Below are 19,951 nucleotides of genomic sequence, written 5' to 3' on the forward strand. Positions count from 1 at the left end.
GAACGGCCGCACGTTCGAGCGCCACGAGGATCTGGTGGAATGCGTCGTTCGCCCACGCGCGTGCAGGCAGCACCTCAGGTCGCGGCATCCTGAAGGAAAGACGCAACCGTGGGGTCGTAGGTGGCCAGCTGAGGTAGGGGGCCGCGGCCTTCGCTGTAGTGTGTTAAGCGAAGAGCCGGGCAAAAGGAAGTGCTGACTTGTCCGCGGGACCTCCGCGGCTCCAGCGGGGTCTCACAAACCCGGTCTTCCGACGCCAACCGTGTCCCGTTCCGGCTTGGGCCGGGAAGGGACACGACGTGAGAAGAGGATTCGGGATGAAAGACATGGAAATGGTTTCAACTGAGACCGGGTGGCTGAACAATCAGGAATGCGTACAGCCCCATTAAAGCCCACTTGGCATAAGTACGCAAGGTAAATGAAAGATTTGCCGAGTCTGGCTGAATGACTATTTGTTATCTGAACAGGCCCTGAAACGAAAATGTCCGCACACCGATTCGATGGGCCGCGACTGCGCTTCGGCATCTTCGAAAACCTCATAGTCACTATCTTCCGGCGGAAAATACGGACCCGTGCGCCCGGGCATCACAATGCCCTTTGCAGTGATACCGCCCAGCGCCCGATCGAAATTTTCCTCGTGAAGTGAGTTTGCGGAAATATCGCCGTTCTGCCAGCTCGACATCATCGACAGAATATTGTTGGCGTCTTTCTTCAAGAAATCACCTTCCCAGAACTGAGAAATAAAGTCCTTGAGCGACCATACTCCATGGCTTCCATGTTGAGCCGTTGACGAGAAACGCCTGCGAAAATCCCCAGGCGGCAAACACACGGGCAGCAGCGCGCATTCCACGCGTCGGCAGTGCATCGTAGACCCCGTTCCTGCAATCTGGGTCCAAAAGCAATGGCGCCTTCAGCCCTTCGATAAACACAAGGTTGTGCCGCGAGCACCGAGCCGCCCCCCCAAAAACGGCAGAATGCGCTCGACCCTCTTCGGATACATCGAGGCCCAATGGAATCTCTGCATCGCGGCCATTGACCAGCCGGCGACGAGCCTAAGAGACTCGATGCCAAACTTCTCCGTCACAACGCTGCCGTACTCGGTCGGAATCGCCGCACCGAGGGGTCCACGATTCCTGGCGAGCAGCACTTCTTCTTCATGTGATTTCCTTGCGTAGGGTGATCGACGCCGGTTATGTGGACCGCGTGCTGCTTTCGCAGGACGTATTTCTGAGATGATGCTCACCCGCTACGGCGCCTTTGGGGTCGCGCAGATTGCTGACATCGACGCAGGCGATAAGCTGCTGATGCAAGGCGACCTGTCTCTCGACTGCACGCTCAGTGTGATCGAACATGCACGCGAAAGGGTCGTCGCTGCGGTCATTGTCAACGCGGCGCCATGGTGCTGTCCGGATACGTCGGCGCTCGAGTTGCGCGGGGGTGATCGCCAACGAGGGCGAAATTCGCGACATCTCCGACATTGACGAGCCCGAGCAAGCGGCGTGCTGGCTGCTGGCGCGAGGACCTGAATGGGTCGTCGTCACCCTTGGCGCACGCGGCGCATTGCTAGTGCGTGCCGACCAGGCGGTGCATCTGCCGGCGTTGCCGGCGGTGGCGGCCGACACGTCGGGTGCCGGTGATGTGTTTTGAGGCGTGCTGGCGGCGATGCTTTTGCAGGCTGCGGTTGCTGCCGGCAATCGGCTGCGCGCAACGGGCTGCTGCGCTGGCCGTCGAGCGGCACGGAACCTTTGCCTCGATCCTGGCCGCCATAGAGATGCGGCAGATAATGCAGGCTGTGTCCAGCGAACCGTCAGTGATCTTTTGCTGACACTGTTTGGGCAAGACAATCTGCCGGCTCGAAGCATGTTGGGAATGCGCTCGTTGCCGACGGGTATCCTGGTCAGGATTGACAGCATCGTGAGTTGAAGGGGTAATGGGTCTCACTCGACGCCGCGCACATACGAGCGGAATGACGCGAATTCCACATCACCGTTGAGAGTTACGCGCGCGCCAGAAAACGGATGCAGCGAATCATCATGTTCTTTGTCGACGACGAGAATGAGGCTGATCTACGCTCCCTTCACTTTTTGGATCTGCCTCCTGCTTCAATGCACCGCTGATCCACCTTTCTTCTGAAGCGCGGAGGTGCGCTCGCATCGCTGTTTGCGCTGCGATCGGGTCGCCCGCCTGCAAAGCTCTCAAGATCTCGTCGTGTTCCTGTACAGCTGCGGTCCACGTCTGGGCGCTTTCTGTGTGGCCACGCATGGCAGCCGCAATCGGATCATGGCGGCTGTCGAACAGCTCTCCGACAAAGCGGCTCAGCACGGAGTTGCCAGCTGCCTCGGCAATCAGCATGTGGAATTGCCGGTCTGCCTCGACGGGCGACTTGCCAGCCGCCGCCAGTCTGCGCATGCGTTCAACTGTACGACGCAACCGGTCGAGCATTGCCGCGCTCATCCGTGCCGTGGCAAGAACGGCGACGCTACCCTCTATCGCCGCGCGGGCCTGCATCAGTTCGGACGGACTATCGCCAAGGGCGCCCATCGACTCGACGTCGTTCGAGCCTCCGCTGCGCACATAAACCCCCGACCCCATCCGGATTTCGATCTGCCCGCCGATTTCCAGTGCGATGAGCGCTTCGCGTAGCGACGGGCGTGACACGCCGAGCTTCAGCGCCAGCTCCCGCTCAGGCGGCAGCCGGTCGCCCGGCGGAAATTCCCCTTTGCGAATCAACGCAATGATCTGAGTGGCAACGGATTGGTAAAGCCGCTTGGGTTCTGTCGATTTCATGACGCAGATTGTTGCCTGTATCTGGACGGCGTCGGTGCCGTTCGGCCGAGTCTAACACATGGACTTCAGCGCTCTAGAAGCCCGTCACAAAGGGGATCTGTGCCGACAATAGGGTAAACGATAGCGGTAAGATGAATATTAAAAATCCATATTGGCTTGACCAAATAGTTGTCGCGCGGTCTAATTCGACAAAATTGGACTGACCGACATGCACGACAGGTCGGCTGCCTGACAGGAGACGCAATGAAGATGCATTCCGAAACGCCCGGCGATTCAGCCGAATGCAGGGATCACGCTGACGGAGCCATACTCAGGCTGGCAGGTATCGGGAAGCGGTTTCCGGGCGTTGTCGCTCTCGAAGGCATTCATCTGGATTTGCGCTGTGGCGAGGTTCATGCCGTCTGCGGTGAAAACGGCGCTGGAAAATCCACGCTGATGAAAATCATCAGTGGTCAGTATCAGCCGGACGAAGGCGTCATTCACTACCGCGGCGAGCCGGCCCGCTTCGCATCGACGTCCCATGCACAGGCCGCGGGTATCGTGATCATCCATCAGGAGCTCAACCTCGTACCGCACCTGACAGTGGCGGAAAATCTGTTCCTCGCGCGCGAACCCAAACGTGGCCCGTTTGTCGACTCGCGCAGGCTGAACGCAGATGCCGCCCGCTGCCTGGCGCGTGTCGGCCTCAACGTTTCGCCCGTGACGCCGCTCGGCGCACTGTCGATCGCCCAGCAGCAGATGGTCGAGATCGCCAAGGCGCTGTCGCTCGATGCGCATGTGCTGATCATGGACGAGCCGACGTCTTCGCTGACGGAATCGGAAACGGTCCAGCTTTTTCGCATCATCAAGGAACTGCGGGCGGCGGGTAAGGCGATTCTCTACATCTCGCACCGCCTCGACGAAATGGTTCACATCGTCGATCGCGTGACCGTGCTGCGAGATGGTCGTCACATTTCGACCGACGACTTTTCGGCGTTGAGCGTGAATGACATCGTCGCGCGCATGGTTGGGCGCTCGCTGGACGATGCGTATCCGCCGCGTCAGTCGTGGCCGTCTGATGTCGTACTGCTCAGCGTGCGCAATCTCAGGCGCGATGGCGTGTTCGGCCCTGTCTCATTCGATCTGCGCCGGGGCGAGATTCTCGGCTTCGCGGGCTTGATGGGAGCAGGGCGCACCGAGATAGCACGCGCGATATTCGGCGCCGACAGGCTCGACGATGGGACCATTGCGCTCCACGGCCAACCGGTGACGATACGCTCGCCGCGAGAAGCGATCCGTCATGGCATTGCGTACCTGTCCGAAGATCGTAAGCAGGATGGGCTCGCTCTCTCGATGTCCGTCGCTGCAAACATCACGCTGGCAAACGTGCGAGGCGTTTCTTCGCGCAGCGGCTTTCTGCGGTTCGGCGAAGAGGCCGCGATCGCGCAGCGTTATGTGCAGGACCTGGCGATTCGCACGCCGTCCGTCGACCAGATCGTGCGCAATCTCTCGGGTGGCAACCAGCAGAAAGTCGTCATCGGCAAGTGGCTGTACCGCGGATCAAAAATCCTCTTCTTCGACGAACCTACGCGCGGTATCGACGTGGGTGCGAAGTTTGCCATTTACGGACTGATGGATCGCCTTGCGGCAGACGGCGTCGGTGTCGTACTGATCAGTTCGGAGTTGCCGGAACTGCTGGGAATGACCGATCGGATAGCCGTATTCCACGAGGGACATCAGACGGCGCTTCTTGAGACGAAGCGCACCAGCCAGGAGGAAATCATGCACTTTGCTTCGGGGTACGCACATGCTTGACATCGCATCCGAACGAACCGGGGAGGCCGTCGACCGCACCGCGGCACGCAGGCGTCGCCGCGATCTCATCCAGAAGTTTGCGGCACTCGGCAGTCTGGTTGTACTCGTCATTGCGTTCTCGGTCACGAGTGGGGCGTTTTTCTCGGTTGGCAACATGATGACGGTCAGCCTGCAGGTGACCTCCATCGCCTATCTTGGTGTCGCAGCAACCTGCGTGATCATCACGGGCGGGATCGATCTTTCGGTAGGTTCCGTGCTTGCCCTCTCGGGGGTCACGGCGGCGCTTCTGGTGAAGTCCGGCGTACCCGTCCCCGTCGCGATGCTCGGCGGTGTTCTCGTTGGAGCGGTGTGCGGCCTCGTGAACGGAATCTGCGTCACGCAGATGGGCCTGCCGCCATTCATTGCGACGCTGGGCATGATGCTCGTCGCGCGAGGCGTTGCGCTGCAAATCACGGGCGCCCGTCCAGTCTCCGATCTCGGCGATGCGTTCGGCGCGCTCGGTAACGGCGCGCTGTTCCGCATCTCCCACATCGGCCCCGATGGCTTTCCGGACACCACGTTTCCCGGCATTCCGTATCCCGTTGTGATCATGGTCGTGTTGTTCGTCGCGGGGTCGATCCTTCTTTCGAAAACGTCGCTTGGCCGTCACATCTATGCGGTTGGCTCGAATGCGGAAGCAGCGCGTCTGTCGGGCGTCAACGTTCGCGGCGTCACGCTTTTCACCTATGTGCTTTCAGGCGTGCTCGCGGGCGTCACGGGATGTGTCCTGATGTCGCGACTCGTGACGGGACAGCCAAACGAAGGCGTCATGTATGAACTCGACGCCATTGCGAGTGCGGTCATCGGCGGGACGTCGCTGATGGGCGGTGTGGGAACGATATCCGGCACGGCCATCGGTGCATTTGTGATTGGTGTGCTTCGCAACGGTCTGAACATGAACGGTGTGTCCAGTTTCATCCAGCAGATCATTATCGGACTGGTGATTCTCGGTACGGTGTGGATCGACCGGATGCGAAGCCACAAGTAGCGACAAGAAGACTATCAACCACGCGAGAAAGGAGCGAGACATGCGCAAATTTTATCTACTGGCAGTATCGGCCGTACTGGTAACGGCCACGACGGGGGCGTACGCCGCGGGCGGCGAGATTGCCGTGATCGTGAAGACCGTCAACTCCAACTATTGGCAGAACGTCCAGAAAGGTGCAAAAACCGCGGTTGGCGAAGCTAAGGGTTACACGATGACGTTCCAGGGACCGGCGGCGGAGTCGGCCATTGCGGACGAAGTCAACATGGTCGAGAACGCTGTCAACCGGAAGGTAGCGGGAATTGTCCTTGCACCGTCCGACCCGGACGCGCTCGTCCCTGCGATCAAGAAAGCCTGGGAAGCTCACATACCTGTCGTGCTGATCGATTCGTCGCTGTCGGACGCCGGCAAGCAGTATTACCAGTCGTTCCTCTCCACCGACAACGAGAAAGCCGGAGAATTGTGCGCAAAGGCGCTGATCGATCGCGTTGGGCAGAACGGAAAGATCGCGATCATGTCATACGTGCCCGGTGCAGGGTCGGAGATCGGACGGGTGGGTGGATTTCGCAAGTACATCGAAGCGCACTCGAAACTGCAGATCGTCGGCCCGTACTACTCCCAGTCGCAAATGGCCACTGCGCTCAATCAGACAACCGACGTGCTTTCGGCCAATCCGGACCTGAAGGGCATTTTCGGCGCGAACGAGCCGACTGCCGTTGGAATGGGACGTGCGCTGAAACAGACCGGAAAGGCCGACAAACTGGTTGCGGTCGGGTTTGACGGGAATCAGGATCTGCAGGATTTCGTGCGCAGCGGCACGATTCAGGCGATTGCCGTTCAGGGATCCTATCAAATGGGCTACAAGGGCATCCAGACGGTCGTCAACGTCATCGAGCATAAACCTGTTCCCAAGCAGGTCGACACGGGCGTCGTATTGGTCGACAAGCAGAACCTCGACTCACAGGATGCCAAAAACGTCTTGTACTGATGGGCCTGCGGACCTGCAGCGAGCGCGGGTCGGCTCGAGGCAGTCCGCACGCTACGGTTACAGATGCTATTCACGCGCCTGGTCTATCAACGTAAATGCAATACGGGTCTCGCCACGCAGTGGGATCAGGCCGTGCGCCTTGGGCCTCGGCTGTTACCAGCCAGGTGGACTGTACGGTTCCATAAATACGACGAAAGGACATCACCATGCTTAGCGTGATTTGCGAATCCCCAGGCGTCTTGCGCGCACAGGAGCGGGAACTGCCTGTGCCGGAAAAGGGCGAAGTGCTGTTGCGCGTAAGCCGCGTCGGAATTTGCGGTACTGATCTGCACATCTTCACTGGAACTCAGCCCTATCTTCAGTATCCCCGTGTAATGGGACATGAGCTTTCTGCAGTCGTGGTCGAGGCAGAGCACGGCTCTGGGCTTGCGGCTGGAGACGGTGTCTATGTCATGCCGTATCTGTCGTGCGGGAAATGCGTTGCGTGTCGAAAGGGCGAAACGAACTGTTGCGTCAACATAAGGGTGCTGGGGGTGCATAGCGACGGTGCGCTCACCGAATATCTCTGTGTGCCCGCAGAGTTCGTTCACAAGGCCGAAGGCGTGACGCTCGATCAGGCTGCCATGCTGGAATTCCTTGCGATAGGAGCCCATGCCGTACGGCGCGCGGACGTTCAGGCGGGGCAGCGCGTGCTGGTGGTAGGCGCGGGCCCGATAGGCATGGCCGCAATGATCTTTGCGAAGCTTCGCGGCGCGAACGTGACCAGTCTCGACACGCGTGCCGATCGTCTTCTGTTCTGTGAGAAAGAATTGCGTGTGGACGCGGTGGTCACTGTTGGCGACGATGACACGGACCGGCTCGCGCGACTGACCGATGGCGAATTTTTCGACGCCGTTTTCGATGCAACGGGGAACATCGATGCGATGAACCGCGGGTTCGGCTTCATCGCCCATGGCGGGAAGTACACGCTTATTTCGATCGTTCCGGGTACAGTGGCCTTTTCCGATCCGGAGTTCCATAAGCGCGAAGCGACGTTGCTCGCGAGCCGCAACGCTACTGCGCAGGACTTTGAAACTGTCCTGGAAGCAATGCGGGCAGGGCGTATTCCAGACCAGGCGCTTAACACCCACCGCATGCAACTTGCCGATGTACCGGCGGCGTTTGCGCACCTTCTCGAGCCTGGGCAGACCGTGATAAAGGCATTGGTGGAGTGTTGAACCCCGACGACATGCATGCAGGGCAGGCGGAGCAATGAACGAACCCATACTGCAGTTTGGCACAAGCCGGTTTCTCCTCGCGCATGTGGCCTTGTTCGTATCGCAGGCGCTTGAGCGTGGAGACGCGATAGGCGGAATCGCCGTTGTGCAGACCACCGCGAATCCGTCGAGTCGCGCGCGCGTAAGTGCTCTCTCACGAGCGGGCAAGTATCCCGTGAGAATTCGTGGCGTGGAATCGGGCGGAGTCGTCGATGACCTGATCGAATGCCATGCTGTACGCTCCGCGTGGGTCGCCGATCATGATTGGCCCGCGATTCGTCGAGCGACGATAGAGCACGTGCGGGTCATCGTATCGAACACGGGGGATGCGGGCTATTGTCTTGACGAACGCGACTCAGCGGCGTTGTTGAGCGACACCGATCAGGTGCCGCGCGGCTATCCCGCCAAACTGCTGACCTTGCTCTATGCGCGCTGGCGCGAGCGTCCCGACGCAGGCATATCGATCTTCCCGTGCGAGCTGGTGGCTAGCAACGGCGACACGCTGCGGGACGTCGTGGTCGGTCTGGGGTTGCATTGGGAAATGCCAGAAGAATTTCTCGATTACCTGAAGCGCGAATGCGTATGGGCCAACTCTCTGGTCGACCGGATCGTATCTGAACCGATCGATCCCGTTGGCGCGGTAGCGGAGCCTTATGCCCTGTGGGCCATCGAACGACGCACGGGCCTCGAACTGCCATGTGTGCACAACGATATCGTTCTCACCGATGACCTCCGTAGCTACGAGTGGCTGAAGCTGTTCTATCTCAATCTCGGTCATACCTGGCTCGCGGATCAGTGGCTCAGCGAGCGCCGGAATCCGGGTGAGACAGTGCTAGAGGCAATGACAGACGTGCGGCTTCGTGACGGAATCGAAGCAGTGTGGCAGGAAGAGGTGCTCGAGGTGTTTGCCGCGATGGGATTGCGGGGCCGCGCCGAGAAGTATGTCGCGAGCGTGCGCGAGCGGTTCTTGAACCCTTATCTGCATCATCGGATTGCAGACATTGCGCAACATCACGTTGAGAAAGTGCAGCGCCGGATTGTGCCGTTTATCAGGCTAGCGGATTCCCTCGATTTGAACGGAATGCAACCGCGGTTGCGAAGCATGCTGACGAGGCAGGCGGGATGACGCAGGCGGTTCACGCGGCCCGGAGTCATGAGGAGGTAACGGATGCGTATCCATCGTGAACGGCAAGTCACATTGACGTCGGCGTGATCGCGATTGCCAATTGTGAGCTCGTTGCGCAACGTCGGCTCGTATGGCCCGCTATTTTCGCCAGTCGATGTCCATGAGTTGCGAGCGGAAGTCAGCGCGCTCTGTTGATCGCAGGTCAGACAACTGCGGTGCATCAGCGTGATCCGATCGGCGATACCAAGTGTCTGCGCATAGTTGTGGACGGTCAATGATGATGCACAGGGCGCCTTTTTCATTCATGCACGTAAGAAAACCGGTGATGTGCCCCTGTCTTGCGTGCGAATTCGACAGTTGGCGCTCGAAGGTGCTGAACGTTTGCTCCATGGTCATCGAGACGGCGTCCATCAGATGCGCACGGGCGACTGTTAGGACGTCGGCGAAGGCATGGCTGTGCGCAGCAAGTGCTGAGCTGAGCTCATCCAGCGCGGGCAGCAATCGTCCTTTCGGTTCGTTATCAAGGGAAAATGTGCTGATTAGCGATCGTTTGCGGCCAACTTCCCGCGTGCGGCGCAGGCAATGCTCGCAGCGAAGAGCGGTGTCTCTCGACAGTTATGATCGCTCGGAAGCCGCCGAAAAAGCCGCGCTGCGCGCCCGTCTATAGGCGTTGCACGCGCAGATCGAGCCGCACGTTCTCTTCAACACGCTGGCGACCCTCGCTTGCCTGATCGTGTCCGATCCGCCACGTGCACGCGAACTGCCTTCGATCACGACAAAGGCGTCGATTTAATTAGCGATGTATCTCCACAAAGCTTTCTGCGTTTTCGCTAGTTACGAAAAGTACGGTGATGATTCGTGATTCGGATCGCACTGAAGGAGCAGTTAATTGTCGCCCTTAAAACGATGTAGAGAATGTTGGAGGTCGTCATCGGGACGCATGTTCCAGAATCGCGGCATCTTCGGTGGTGGCGTCTCTCAAACCAGTTAGCACGATTTTGCGTGAACGAGGCGATACTCGTCGGTCTGGTTGCTCGGATTCCCGAAAAAAGGAAACGCAGTGATCCACGAAGTCCCTCACCCGCCTGGGCAAAGTACGACGATGTACAAATGCGATATCGAGTTCGGCCATGGGATCGGTCAACTCGTACCCGGGCAGCACGCGCACCAAACGTCCGCTCTCCATATACCGTTGAGCGATGCGCGTGGGCAAAAGGGCGATGCCATAACTGTTTAACGCAAGCTGCACGGCGATGCATTCATTCATCACAGCGTGAAGCCGTGCGTTGTGCGGGAGCGCAATCCCTGCCGCTTTAACCGAACCGCATTCGGGGGAATCCCATTTGCTTGCTCGCGTATTGATGAATGTATGACCCGTGAAATCGAGCGATGATGGTACGGGTGGACTTGCTTCGAGATACGCGCGTGTTGCGACGAGCACCGAACTGGAACGAACGAGCGGACGGCAAATTGCAGCTGCGTCCTGAACCAGAAAAGCGGGATAAATTGCTGCATCATAGGTACCGTGTTCGAGGCGCAAAGGCTCGTCGGTTGTCGTTACCGCAACGCGTATGTCCGGCGTCGCCAACAGATATTCATCAACGAGCTGTGACAGACCAGTCTCGACCGCCAATGGATGGGCGGCGAGTCGAAGTACGCCCTTTTGGGTGTTGCGCTGCTCTGCAAGCCGTAACTCTTCGCGATCGAGCCGGTCCAGGATCTCCGCACATGAAGCGAAGTATGCGCGGGCGTCGTCAGCGAGCGAGACGTGGCGTGTCGACCGATTGACCAATCTGGTGCTTGTATGCGACTCCAGGCTCGTGATCGCACGGGATAACGTAGCAGGCGACATCTCCAAATGTTTCGCAGCCGTCGTGAAGCTCTGAAACTTGATGACGGCGACGAACGCCCTGATCGAAAGCAGATGATCCATTCGATGGTTCCGCAGAAAGAAGCTCCGGTTGCCGTCCCACATCCAAGAGAAACTTGGCGGTGTGTGTCTTTTTTGCGATTCACCTGTGTCAACACATCGAAGCGTGTGATTATTCCCAGTTCACTGAAAACGGATGTCTCTTCGTTCTGCAACCGTCGGGCTCCGAGTAGTGGCGGGGACGTCGTCCATAGCTGCGAAGGAGGTACAATCCGCAAACTTCACGCCCGCGCGATCCGTCGCTTTGTTGCTCGCCCGCTCATTGCCCATGCCGCCACGTCGCCCTACGGTCGAGATCGATTCTCCGATCCCGCTCTACCGACAGATCAAAGACACCCTACGCGCCGGCATTCTGAACGGCGAGTATGCGCTGCACAGCCGCATGCCCTCCGAGAGTGAGCTTCAGGCCATGTTCGCCGTGAGCCGCATCACGATTCGACAGGCGCTCGGCGATCTTGAGAAGGAAGGCCTGATATTCAAGGTGCACGGCAAAGGCTCTTTTGTCTCTCAGCCGAGGACGGCTTTTCAGGATATCGCCACGCTGCAGGGTTTCGCCGAGGCGATGTCGGGCAGCGGGCATGAAATCGTCAATCGCGTGATGTCGTTCCGAATCGCGCGGGCACCTGCAGAGGTCACGACGAAGCTCGGCTTGCCAGACGGGGCCAACGTCGCGGAAATCCATCGCGTGCGACTGCTCAATCGCGAGCCGGTTTCTTACGAGGTCACATTCTTGCCGGAACAACTCGGCGATAAGCTGCAACGTGCGGATCTCGTCGCCCGCGATATTTTCCTGATCCTTGAAAACGACTGCGGGATCGCTTTGGGAAGCGCCGATTTGAGTATCGATGCAGTATCGGCGAGTGCCCCGATTGCGCGTGCGCTCAAGATCAAAGCGGGCGCGCCAATGCTGCGGATCGAACGACTCACGCACGATAGCCGAGGTCAGCCAATCGACTTCGAATATCTCTACTTCAGGAGCGGGACGTTCCAGTATCGGTTGCGTATCGACAGAAAGCATGCCCGGAAAGCAGAAACACAAAAGCCACGAAGCAAGCGATAAGAGTGTCGCGTTTGTCTGGGAGTTCGGGACTGCCCGTTCCCCGGCGGCGGATCAGTGACGTGCGCATTCGGAGCAGCCTTGGCGCACCGCGTGGCTCATATCGCATTACCAGGTGACCTTTACCGGAACCGATTAGCTGCCCCCAAAATAGATCTCGCAGAAGCTGACCGGACCGACACAGCTGTCGTCGTGAGAGGGCCCGTCGGGCATCGGGCGTGACTCGTGCACGGCAGACCGGCCGGTTTCGGTCGAGCCGTTCAGCTCGGGACCGACTGCGCTGTCATTTGCATGCGTGGATTTCTTCTGGTCAACCAGATGTTGATAGATCGGGTTCACATCTGGATACGACGTATCAGTCACGTACATGGAACCGTTCTGTTCCGCCTCGATCAGTTCCTGGCGAACCTGCTCTCGTGTTTTGCCTTGTGCTTGCGCGGTACCGATGAAGCCGACTGACGCGCTGGAAAGAAGCAATATGGCCACGACTTTGCTAACTTGCATGTTGAATCCTCTGAATAGCTGATGTACGGCGCGACGCGGAGGAGCGGGAACGCGAGCCGTCTGAATGCGGCATCATTCACAGGCCGTGTCGCCGATGCGCCGCCTGATCGGCGTGGCATTTCGATGCAACCGGCAAGGTTCTCATCGTGCTGCCGCCGATTCAGGCTGGCTATCTGATAGATCGGGACAGGGCGAGAGCGGGTTACAGCAAAACGCAGCTTTTTTTCGCGTAGTGGCTTCGTATCTCACGCTCTCGTCCCGCCGGAATGATTTCAAGGAAGTCGACACGCTGGCGTCGATCCCAGGCCGTGGTGCGCGCGCAACCATTGTGTCATCTCTACACACGGTGAATCCTTACCACCGCATCGCGCGTGGACCGAGAAGGCCACCGACAAGTGCAGGCGCCGCCATGCCGATCAGGTACCACGTTGCCCAGAACGGCACATGCATCTCGGGGCAACGCAGGCAGTAAGCCAACGAGCCTAGCGCTCCAGCAAGAAGTCCCGTGGCAGCGCCGGCGAGTCGGGGACGTGTAGGCGCCAGTCCGCGCATGGCCCACAGCAATGCGCCGAGCGCTGGCACGGAGAGCAGCATGATTTTTAGCGAGCAGTAACGCCATGTGTGCCCCAATATCAGGTCACCGCGTGCTTCAGGAGCGGCAAGCGCAAGCACGATGAGTGCGACAAGCCATACGATTCCTACGGGAAGTATCAGCGCCGCCCAGGCGCGGCCGACGCGCACACCCGGCTGTGACAGCCGCGACGTCACGCACGTGGCCGAAAGCGTCATCGTCAGCGGCAATGCCAGCTTCGTCCAGAAGACCGGCATCGTTGCGCGTGTTATAAGGCTGGTGCCGTCAGCAGGCAATATCACTAGCAACAACAGCGCCGCGGTGAGACTGAAAGCGACGCCGAAGCCAAGGCGGCCGGCCACCGCTGAGCGCGACGGGGGGCGAGGGCCGTTCGCGAGCATGACGATGAATTCTTGTGTATTCATTTTGATTTCCCCCGGATTTTTGCCGCAAGTGTCTTAAGGCCGCGATGCACGCCAACCTTTACGGCCGACTCGGAAAGGCCCATCGCCACGGCAGTTTCGGCAACCGACAAGCCCCATAGCTTCATGTGTTCAATCGGCCCGCGCTGCCGCGGCGGCAGCGTGGCCAGCAATCGCTGCAGATCGCGCTGCGCTTCGAGCGTGTCGAAATGCGATTCAGCTTCTGCCTCGGAATCCTCATCAAGTGGTTCGAATAGCGCACTGCGGCGAACCGCCGAGCGGACGTGATCTGCGAGCTTGTATCGTACGATCGCACTGATCCATGCGGTCAGAGGCACCTCCGGCCTGAACGTATCTAGACCCTTGTGCACGGCAAGAAGAATTTCCTGTATCAGATCTTCGATGTCCGCGTCCTGCTGGCGCACGCGTTTCCGCAAACGGGTGCGTAGGTGGCACGCCAGTTTCTCGAGAAACATTCGATACGCATGCCTGTCACCGTCGATCGAACGCGCGAGCAGTGCCGTGAGCTGGCGTTCCGCTTCTGACATCATCGAGTTCGCATCGAGGCCTTTCGTTGCGATCGTCTTTATCTCCCGGCCGGCACGGGGAGGCAACGTCGTCGCCACGAAGGACGTCAAGCGGTCGACGTTACGCACGTCACGCCCGCGATAAGCCGTCAACGTGGCGGGCATACCAGCGCCTGAGCATACCGTCCACGGCGAGGGGCCCCGGGCCATCGAACGCGAGCGCGGTCAGGCCCGCAACGTAAAGCAGATCTGTTTCATAACCCGGCGGACCGAACTGCGGTATCCCACCTGTTACCGACATCAACTTGATGGAAGCGAATCCGAATTGCAGATGCACCGTGAGGGTGGCGACGAGCAGCACGGCGAGCATCGGAATGGTGACGAGCGGCACGAATGCGCCGACGAGGATTGCGAAGCCGCCAAGCAGTTCTATGACGATGGTGCTCCATGCCATCAGATGAGGGGCCGGTACGCCAAGCGCGTGGAGGATTGCAACGAAGTTTTCCGGATTCTTGGCGAGCTTTGCATAACCGTGTGCCATAAAGCCGTAGCCCACGATCAGTCGGATAGGCAGAGCTGAGAATCGCTCGAAGCGGGCCGCGAGCCAGGATGGATTTACAACAAGGAGTAGACGGTGACAGAGATTCATGGGCATTGAATGTCGAGATGGTCGAGAGAAAACGAGCACACCGGCACCGTGTGTCGGCCGGGTAGTCGCTGCATTTGATAGATCGTCGCGAACTGGAGATTGGTTACAGCAGCAACTGCTATTTTGGGGTTCCGTGGAGACCTTTTATTTCAGGCACGCCCTCTGAATCGCTGCGCCACAACGTGTTATGACATGATATGATTAGAGATATCAGCAAAATATCGAATACGCCTCGTGCTGTTCTCCGGGCGGGCAAAAAGCTATCGTTCGGGTAGATCGTGTTCTCGACGTCGGCAGTGGTGACAAAAGCCGCCGTTGGTTGATGATTGCGCCAGCGCTGCAGCGCGATATTTCGTCCGGTGAGGGGGCAACTGTTGGCGCTCGCCATCGCACCGAGCCGTCACGCGGACGGCTTGTTCACTGCGTAGCCTGTCCGATGTCTAATGCACGCATTTCGGCCACAGCAGCCGTTGGCCTTGCGACAGGTTCGAACGGCGGTCTGGTTCCCGTTGGGAAGTCAGCAGACAGCCAATTCGGGAACCAGGCTGGTGACATCAATAGCGCGCGCACCGATTGCACTCAGCGCTTGCGATAGGGTAGCGCCGATGCCAGGTGCCGCGCGAGCCACCATCACGATCTTTGCATCGAGGCTCACCATTCCTTCCTTTCAGGTATTGTAGAAAGCAGAAGCAGCACTCGGTGCTGCGGCGGCCGCGTCTCCGTTCGCTCAGAATGCACGCGTTCTTCTGCGGATAGATATCTGCGTTGGCGCACTTTACGGAGAAGTGATTAGGCCCGCTCGCGCGGTGCCCGGAGATCATACGGTGGCAGTGAGACAGGGGCGGCATCGGGCGCAAACCGGACCAGTTCCGGTCATTCGCTTGAGGGAACACACGGTCACTCAAACGACGGGTGTTGCTTTGACACCGGTCTGCGGCTAAATCGAAGTGACGTGTTAGCGACGCAGAAATACGCAGTTGCTCTGCCTGTAAAATGGCTCACTGTAATTTGCCGGACGATCCATAGAACAGCTGAAACGAGGAGACGTCATTGAGTAATACGGGCGTTGCAGCCGTAGAAAAAGCCTTGTCTTTGCTCGATTGCTTTCAGCCGGGCAAGGAGTCGTTATCTCTGGCTGCACTCTCCAAGGCGACAGGCATACCCGTCACAACCGTCTACCGGTTGATGAACTCGCTCGAGCGCATGAGTTACGTCGTTCGTTCCGGCGAGGGCGTCTATTCGCTCGGGCATCGGGTGCACTATCTCAGCAAACTCTACGAGCAGTCGTTTCGCCTGTCCGCCGTCGTTGAGCCGATCTTGCACGATCTCGCTGCAGCGACGGGGGCAAGTGCGTCGTACTCGGTGGTCGAGCGCGGCAAATGGCTCTGTCTGTTCCGGGTCGATCCGGCCGAGGGTTTGCGCATCACTCGCGTTCCCGGCGATGTGCGGGATTTCGATAGCACGCCCACCAGCGACGTATTGCGGCACTGGGGACTCAACGAACCCGTCTTCGATCTCATGCCGTCTCTACCAATATTCAAGTCCGGTGCACGCGATGCCCATACGGCCGCTTCCGCGATGCCCATTTTCGGCGCGGGCGACCAATTCATGGCGGTCTCAACGCTGTCGAGCCCGGCATCGAGTCTGGAAGCGGCACGCACCGACGGTTCGTCGGTCGCAAGGCATGTCGGTGCCGCGATCGACCTGTCGCGTCGGCTGGGCGCCAGCGCAGCATTCTGCGAGCGCATCTATAGTCACCCACGATTGACACGTTGAACTGAACCTTGGCCTTCCGGAAGCGGCGATCACGCGCGATAGACGTTCTCGCAGAATCCAATACTCGCCCCCAGCTTTCGCGATAAATCAGCGGCCGCCTCCAGTTGCGGTCGGTCAAGCTCGCCCGACGCGTGTGCCGCGCTCAGCCGGGACGCAGGACCCGAAAGCGTGAGTGCCGCCATGAACTTGTCGCCCGCGCCAAAAACCGGAACGGCGAACGCGGCTGTGTGCACGTCGCGCGCGCCCGCCGTGAAGATCGGCAACGCAGGCGGCTCGTCGTATATCGGTTCGCCAAGCCCCCAGAAACGGATCACCTGACTGATGGCCGTGTCGTCGAGCGGCAGCGTCGTTCCTGCGAGCCGCGTTTCACGCAGCCCTTCGGATGGCTCGACCCGGAAAAGGCAAAGCCGCTGCCCATTGTCGTGAACGTAGTACGATGCGCTTTCCCTGGTCAGCGCCGCCAGCGCGTGCAGCGCCGGTTCTACCACTGTGGACAGATGGAACGACTGCTCGTACAGCTTGCCCAGGTACAGCACGCGATGCCCGAGCGAATAGTTGCCCGATTGCGCGCGCACGACATAACCCATTCGCTCCAACGAGTTCATCAGTCGATAAACCGTCGTCTTGTGCATGCCGGACGTCTGCGAGAGCATCGCGAGCGACTGCGACTCGGCCCCCGGTTTAAAGCAGTCCAAAAGCGAAAGTGCTTTCTCGACAGCGACGACTCCCTCGTTTCCCATTCCTGCCTCCAGTCATTCGTTTCCCCGCATTGTACACAGTAAAACGATGGTTTATACCGTAAAAGGGTAAACGCTAGTGGTCCGGCGTGTCTTCGCTGGCTATAGTGATTTCACACTGTACACCATAGTTGTACACAGTAAAACTCACGAACTGAGGTGAAATCCATGAGCACGACGTCCGCAGGTACTTCCTCCATCAATCGCAATATCGAACGCGTGTCGCCGGAACTGGTCGAGGCAGCGGCCCGATATCAGGCAGCGATCCTCGCCGACGTCGCGGGCCGCCGCGGCACGCTGCATGGCCGGGTCAAGCCGCTGTCGCCGAAGATGAAAGTCGCGGGTCCGGCCGTCACGGTCGAAGTCCGTCCGGGGGACAACCTCGCCATCCATGCAGCCCTGTCCATCGCGAAGCCGGGCGACGTGATCGTCGTCGACGGGAAGGGCGATCTCTCCTGCGCATTGATCGGCGAAATCATGGCGACGCAGGCAAAAGCGAGCGGGATCGCGGGCATCATCATCGACGGCGCGGTGCGCGACGCGCACGAACTCGCCAACGGCGACTATCCGATCTTTGCGGCGGGCCTCAATCCGTGCGGCCCGACCAAAAGCGTCGCGGGCCTGGTGAATGCGCCGATTTCGGCCGGCGACACGGCCATCAACCCGGGCGATCTCATCGTTGGCGACGCGGACGGCGTGGTTGTCATTCCGCGCAACGACGTCGCACGCATCATCGATCTCGCGCAGAAAAAGCTCGACATGGAAACGGCGCGCATCGCGGCGATTCACAAGGGTGACGTGCGTCCGGGCTGGATTGAGAAAGAACTGCGTGCAGTGGGCATGCTGGCCGAAGGCGAGGCGCTGTGATGCAGACGGCTTTGCATAAACCCGTCGTCCTCGTGACGGCTGCCGACCTTGCGCCGCAAGCGCTCGACATGTTGACCCAGTTCGACATCGTGTTCGCGGGCAAGCAGCCCACGGAAGACGACATCGTCGCGCTGTGCGCCCGGCACAAGCCTGTTGCGATCATCGTTCGATACGGCAAGGTCAACGCCCGCATCATGGACGCCGCCGAAAACCTGCAGGTGATTTCGAAGCACGGCAGCGGCATCGACGTGATCGATCAGGTGGCCGCAGCCGCGCGCGGTATCGCGGTGCGTGCAGCCGTTGGCGCCAACGCCGCCGCCGTGGCGGAGCACGCCTGGGCGCTGATTCTTGCGTGCGCCAAGTCCGTGCCGCAACTCGATGCGCGCATGCGCGCAGGTCACTGGGACAAATCCACGCACAAGTCCGTCGAACTGGACGGACGCACGCTCGGCCTCGTCGGATTGGGCGCGATCGGCCGACGTGTGGCAGCGATTGGCACCGTGTTCGGCATGAATGTGCTTGCGTTCGACCCGTATGCGAAAGAAGCGCCGGTCGGCGTGAAGCTGGTGTCGCTCGACGAGCTGTACGCCGCTTCCGACATCGTCTCGCTGCATTGCCCGCTGACCGCGGAGAACCGCCAGATGCTCAACCGCGACACGCTCGCGCAGTTCAAGCCCGGCGCGATTCTCGTCAACACCGCGCGCGGCGGTCTGGTCGATGAAGCCGCGCTCGCCGAGGCACTCGCCAACGGCCAGTTGCGTTCTGCTGGTCTCGACAGCTTCGACGTCGAACCGATGACGAATCCCCATCCGTTCCAGCAGATTCCGAACGCCATCCTGTCGCCGCACATCGGCGGCGTGAGCGATGCCGCGTACGTGAACATGGGCAGAGGTGCCGCAGCCAACGTTCTCGCCGTCGTCGACGAACGCGCCCGCAACGCAGCCTGACGTTTGCAAGAGAAGGTCTATCATGTTCTATCTCATCTCGCCCGAAGTTCGCACAGCCGAAGTCTTCACGCGTATGCCGGACAAGTTCCGCAAACCCGATGCGCAGACCGATTGGGCACGCGCGAATCGCGGCGGACTCGCCACGGATTCCTTCCTCGAAGGCCCGGTGTGGGACCCGGAAGGCTATCTGTTCGTGACCGACATCCCGCACGGCCGCGTTTTCAGGATTTCGCCTTCGGGCGAGTGGGAACTCGTCGTGCAATACGACGGTGAGCCGAATGGCATGAAGCGTTATGACGATGCGCATCTGCTCATCACCGACTATCGCAATGGCCTGATGCTGCTCGACATCGCGCGGGGCGAAGTGCGTCCGTTTCTCGAGCGGCGCAATTCCGAGCGCTTCAGGGGCGTGAACGACCTCACGTTCGATTCGAACGGCAACCTCTACTTCACCGATCAGGGCCAGACCGGTCTGCACGATCCGACCGGCCGCGTCTACCGGCTGTCGGTGGACGGCAAGCTCGACATGCTCCTCGGCAATTGTCCGAGCCCGAACGGACTCGTGCTGTCGCCCGACGAAAAGGTGCTGTTCGTCGGCATGACGCGCGGCAACTGCGTGTGGCGCGTGCCGCTTCAGGCCGATGGTTCCGTCAGCAAGGTCGGACAGTTTTTCACGTCTTACGGTCCGAGCGGTCCGGACGGTCTGACCATCGATAGCGAAGGTCGTCTCTTCGTCGCAAACCCGGGGCTGGGTCGCGCGTGGGTGCTGAATCACCGCGCCGAACCGGTGGAAATCCTGACGAGCCCGGAAGGCGCTTCGCTTACCAATCTGTGTTTCGGCGGCCCGGACATGAAGACGCTGTTCATGACCGAGTCCGTTTCGGGAACAGTTCTGAAAGCCCGGATGACGATTGCCGGACCGCTTCCCAGGCTGGCAAAACAGACCGTCTGATCGATCGGCTGGCGAGCCTGATCGCTCGCCTTACACCAAT

At 59.7% G+C, this 19,951-nt stretch carries 21 protein-coding genes; 12 read left to right on the forward strand and 9 right to left on the reverse strand.

The annotated features are described in order from the left end of the window. Positions 1-445 precede the first annotated feature (445 nt). Entirely contained in the window at positions 446-712 is a 267-nt protein-coding gene (locus tag PPGU16_RS42855; RefSeq protein WP_224029940.1) for an alpha/beta hydrolase family protein, read from the reverse strand. A gap of 722 nt (positions 713-1,434) precedes the next feature. Here PPGU16_RS42855 and PPGU16_RS42860 point away from each other — a divergent pair. After that, positions 1,435-1,644: a PfkB family carbohydrate kinase gene (locus tag PPGU16_RS42860; RefSeq protein WP_243460801.1), complete on the forward strand. Its 210-nt coding sequence runs from the start codon at positions 1,435-1,437 to the stop codon at positions 1,642-1,644. Positions 1,645-2,028: 384 nt separating this feature from the next. Here the strand turns inward: PPGU16_RS42860 and PPGU16_RS39440 are convergent, their stop codons facing one another. After that, positions 2,029-2,784, reverse strand: coding sequence for a FadR/GntR family transcriptional regulator (locus PPGU16_RS39440; RefSeq protein WP_180727533.1), 756 nt, complete (start codon positions 2,782-2,784; stop codon positions 2,029-2,031). A 243-nt stretch (positions 2,785-3,027) separates the two neighbouring features. Here PPGU16_RS39440 and PPGU16_RS39445 point away from each other — a divergent pair, with 243 nt between their 5' ends. The 5 genes from PPGU16_RS39445 to PPGU16_RS39465 all read left to right on the forward strand — a co-directional run bounded on the left by PPGU16_RS39445 (position 3,028) and on the right by PPGU16_RS39465 (position 8,972). Beyond that, positions 3,028-4,578, forward strand: coding sequence for a sugar ABC transporter ATP-binding protein (locus tag PPGU16_RS39445; RefSeq protein ID WP_180727534.1), 1,551 nt, complete (start codon positions 3,028-3,030; stop codon positions 4,576-4,578). Further along, the gene (locus tag PPGU16_RS39450; RefSeq protein ID WP_180727535.1) at positions 4,571-5,605 is read left to right on the forward strand and encodes an ABC transporter permease; all 1,035 of its coding nucleotides are present in this window, start codon (positions 4,571-4,573) and stop codon (positions 5,603-5,605) included. The genes PPGU16_RS39445 and PPGU16_RS39450 overlap by 8 nt, the downstream gene beginning before the upstream one ends. A gap of 40 nt (positions 5,606-5,645) precedes the next feature. Next, a complete protein-coding gene (locus tag PPGU16_RS39455) occupies positions 5,646-6,590 on the forward strand; it encodes an ABC transporter substrate-binding protein (protein ID WP_180727536.1) in 945 nt (314 codons plus the stop codon). 206 nt (positions 6,591-6,796) lie between these two features. Further along, positions 6,797-7,807 carry a zinc-binding alcohol dehydrogenase family protein gene (locus tag PPGU16_RS39460; RefSeq protein WP_180727537.1) on the forward strand — a complete coding sequence of 337 codons (1,011 nt, stop codon included), beginning with the start codon at positions 6,797-6,799 and terminating at the stop codon, positions 7,805-7,807. A 34-nt stretch (positions 7,808-7,841) separates the two neighbouring features. Next, positions 7,842-8,972 (forward strand): mannitol dehydrogenase family protein, encoded by a 1,131-nt coding sequence (locus PPGU16_RS39465; protein WP_180727538.1) that lies wholly within the window; start codon positions 7,842-7,844, stop codon positions 8,970-8,972. 138 nt (positions 8,973-9,110) lie between these two features. On the opposite strand, the gene PPGU16_RS42870 is transcribed toward PPGU16_RS39465, so the two are convergent. Then, positions 9,111-9,473 (reverse strand): lyase family protein, encoded by a 363-nt coding sequence (locus PPGU16_RS42870; RefSeq protein WP_238269585.1) that lies wholly within the window; start codon positions 9,471-9,473, stop codon positions 9,111-9,113. A gap of 169 nt (positions 9,474-9,642) precedes the next feature. Between PPGU16_RS42870 and PPGU16_RS43235 the strand changes: the two genes are divergently transcribed. Then, entirely contained in the window at positions 9,643-9,765 is a 123-nt protein-coding gene (locus PPGU16_RS43235; protein ID WP_180727539.1) for a histidine kinase, read from the forward strand. Between the two features lie 135 nt (positions 9,766-9,900). Here the strand turns inward: PPGU16_RS43235 and PPGU16_RS39480 are convergent, their stop codons facing one another. Continuing rightward, a complete protein-coding gene (locus tag PPGU16_RS39480; RefSeq protein WP_180727540.1) occupies positions 9,901-10,905 on the reverse strand; it encodes a LysR family transcriptional regulator in 1,005 nt (334 codons plus the stop codon). 265 nt (positions 10,906-11,170) lie between these two features. On the opposite strand from PPGU16_RS39480, the gene PPGU16_RS39485 reads away from it, so the two are divergent. After that, positions 11,171-11,962 carry a GntR family transcriptional regulator gene (locus PPGU16_RS39485; protein WP_180727712.1) on the forward strand — a complete coding sequence of 264 codons (792 nt, stop codon included), beginning with the start codon at positions 11,171-11,173 and terminating at the stop codon, positions 11,960-11,962. A gap of 132 nt (positions 11,963-12,094) precedes the next feature. On the opposite strand, the gene PPGU16_RS43155 is transcribed toward PPGU16_RS39485, so the two are convergent. From PPGU16_RS43155 to PPGU16_RS39505, 4 genes are all read right to left on the reverse strand, one after another. Then, complete coding sequence (locus tag PPGU16_RS43155; RefSeq protein ID WP_180727541.1) at positions 12,095-12,463, reverse strand: DUF4148 domain-containing protein; 369 nt, start codon at positions 12,461-12,463, stop codon at positions 12,095-12,097. 354 nt (positions 12,464-12,817) lie between these two features. After that, positions 12,818-13,459, reverse strand: a complete 642-nt coding sequence (locus PPGU16_RS39495; protein WP_180727542.1) for a DUF1109 domain-containing protein — start codon at positions 13,457-13,459, stop codon at positions 12,818-12,820. Then, positions 13,456-14,148, reverse strand: a complete 693-nt coding sequence (locus tag PPGU16_RS39500) for a sigma-70 family RNA polymerase sigma factor (RefSeq protein WP_345961203.1) — start codon at positions 14,146-14,148, stop codon at positions 13,456-13,458. Before PPGU16_RS39500 ends, PPGU16_RS39495 begins: the two co-directional genes overlap by 4 nt. Next, the gene (locus tag PPGU16_RS39505; RefSeq protein WP_238269589.1) at positions 14,114-14,638 is read right to left on the reverse strand and encodes a DoxX family protein; all 525 of its coding nucleotides are present in this window, start codon (positions 14,636-14,638) and stop codon (positions 14,114-14,116) included. Before PPGU16_RS39505 ends, PPGU16_RS39500 begins: the two co-directional genes overlap by 35 nt. Before the next feature lie 1,044 nt (positions 14,639-15,682). Here PPGU16_RS39505 and PPGU16_RS39510 point away from each other — a divergent pair. After that, on the forward strand, positions 15,683-16,408 hold the full coding sequence (locus PPGU16_RS39510) for an IclR family transcriptional regulator (RefSeq protein WP_180727543.1): 726 nt from the start codon (positions 15,683-15,685) through the stop codon (positions 16,406-16,408). 29 nt (positions 16,409-16,437) lie between these two features. Here PPGU16_RS39510 and PPGU16_RS39515 read toward each other — a convergent pair whose 3' ends face one another. Then, the gene (locus PPGU16_RS39515; protein WP_180727544.1) at positions 16,438-17,148 is read right to left on the reverse strand and encodes an IclR family transcriptional regulator; all 711 of its coding nucleotides are present in this window, start codon (positions 17,146-17,148) and stop codon (positions 16,438-16,440) included. A 165-nt stretch (positions 17,149-17,313) separates the two neighbouring features. Between PPGU16_RS39515 and PPGU16_RS39520 the strand changes: the two genes are divergently transcribed. The 3 genes from PPGU16_RS39520 to PPGU16_RS39530 are packed head-to-tail and all read left to right on the forward strand — an operon-like array spanning position 17,314 to position 19,911. Further along, a complete protein-coding gene (locus PPGU16_RS39520; protein ID WP_180727545.1) occupies positions 17,314-18,012 on the forward strand; it encodes an RraA family protein in 699 nt (232 codons plus the stop codon). Further along, the gene (locus PPGU16_RS39525) at positions 18,012-18,959 is read left to right on the forward strand and encodes an NAD(P)-dependent oxidoreductase (protein WP_180727546.1); all 948 of its coding nucleotides are present in this window, start codon (positions 18,012-18,014) and stop codon (positions 18,957-18,959) included. The genes PPGU16_RS39520 and PPGU16_RS39525 overlap by 1 nt, the downstream gene beginning before the upstream one ends. 22 nt (positions 18,960-18,981) lie before the next feature. Then, on the forward strand, positions 18,982-19,911 hold the full coding sequence (locus PPGU16_RS39530; protein ID WP_180727547.1) for an SMP-30/gluconolactonase/LRE family protein: 930 nt from the start codon (positions 18,982-18,984) through the stop codon (positions 19,909-19,911). The last annotated feature ends 40 nt before the right edge of the window (positions 19,912-19,951 follow it).

The organism is Paraburkholderia largidicola (assembly GCF_013426895.1).
GTDB classification, from domain to species: domain Bacteria; phylum Pseudomonadota; class Gammaproteobacteria; order Burkholderiales; family Burkholderiaceae; genus Paraburkholderia; species Paraburkholderia largidicola.

Bases quoted from the DNA above. Each gene is read 5' to 3' on its own strand.
- PPGU16_RS39440 (WP_180727533.1), bottom strand. From the start codon at position 2,784: ATGAAATCGACAGAACCCAAGCGGCTTTACCAATCCGTTGCCACTCAG.
- PPGU16_RS39445 (WP_180727534.1), top strand. From the start codon at position 3,028: ATGAAGATGCATTCCGAAACGCCCGGCGATTCAGCCGAATGCAGGGAT.
- PPGU16_RS39450 (WP_180727535.1), top strand. From the start codon at position 4,571: ATGCTTGACATCGCATCCGAACGAACCGGGGAGGCCGTCGACCGCACC.
- PPGU16_RS39455 (WP_180727536.1), top strand. From the start codon at position 5,646: ATGCGCAAATTTTATCTACTGGCAGTATCGGCCGTACTGGTAACGGCC.
- PPGU16_RS39460 (WP_180727537.1), top strand. From the start codon at position 6,797: ATGCTTAGCGTGATTTGCGAATCCCCAGGCGTCTTGCGCGCACAGGAG.
- PPGU16_RS39465 (WP_180727538.1), top strand. From the start codon at position 7,842: ATGAACGAACCCATACTGCAGTTTGGCACAAGCCGGTTTCTCCTCGCG.
- PPGU16_RS39480 (WP_180727540.1), bottom strand. From the start codon at position 10,905: ATGGATCATCTGCTTTCGATCAGGGCGTTCGTCGCCGTCATCAAGTTT.
- PPGU16_RS39485 (WP_180727712.1), top strand. From the start codon at position 11,171: ATGCCGCCACGTCGCCCTACGGTCGAGATCGATTCTCCGATCCCGCTC.
- PPGU16_RS43155 (WP_180727541.1), bottom strand. From the start codon at position 12,463: ATGCAAGTTAGCAAAGTCGTGGCCATATTGCTTCTTTCCAGCGCGTCA.
- PPGU16_RS39495 (WP_180727542.1), bottom strand. From the start codon at position 13,459: ATGAATACACAAGAATTCATCGTCATGCTCGCGAACGGCCCTCGCCCC.
- PPGU16_RS39500 (WP_345961203.1), bottom strand. From the start codon at position 14,148: ATGCCCGCCACGTTGACGGCTTATCGCGGGCGTGACGTGCGTAACGTC.
- PPGU16_RS39505 (WP_238269589.1), bottom strand. From the start codon at position 14,638: ATGCCCATGAATCTCTGTCACCGTCTACTCCTTGTTGTAAATCCATCC.
- PPGU16_RS39515 (WP_180727544.1), bottom strand. From the start codon at position 17,148: ATGGGAAACGAGGGAGTCGTCGCTGTCGAGAAAGCACTTTCGCTTTTG.
- PPGU16_RS39520 (WP_180727545.1), top strand. From the start codon at position 17,314: ATGAGCACGACGTCCGCAGGTACTTCCTCCATCAATCGCAATATCGAA.
- PPGU16_RS39525 (WP_180727546.1), top strand. From the start codon at position 18,012: ATGCAGACGGCTTTGCATAAACCCGTCGTCCTCGTGACGGCTGCCGAC.
- PPGU16_RS39530 (WP_180727547.1), top strand. From the start codon at position 18,982: ATGTTCTATCTCATCTCGCCCGAAGTTCGCACAGCCGAAGTCTTCACG.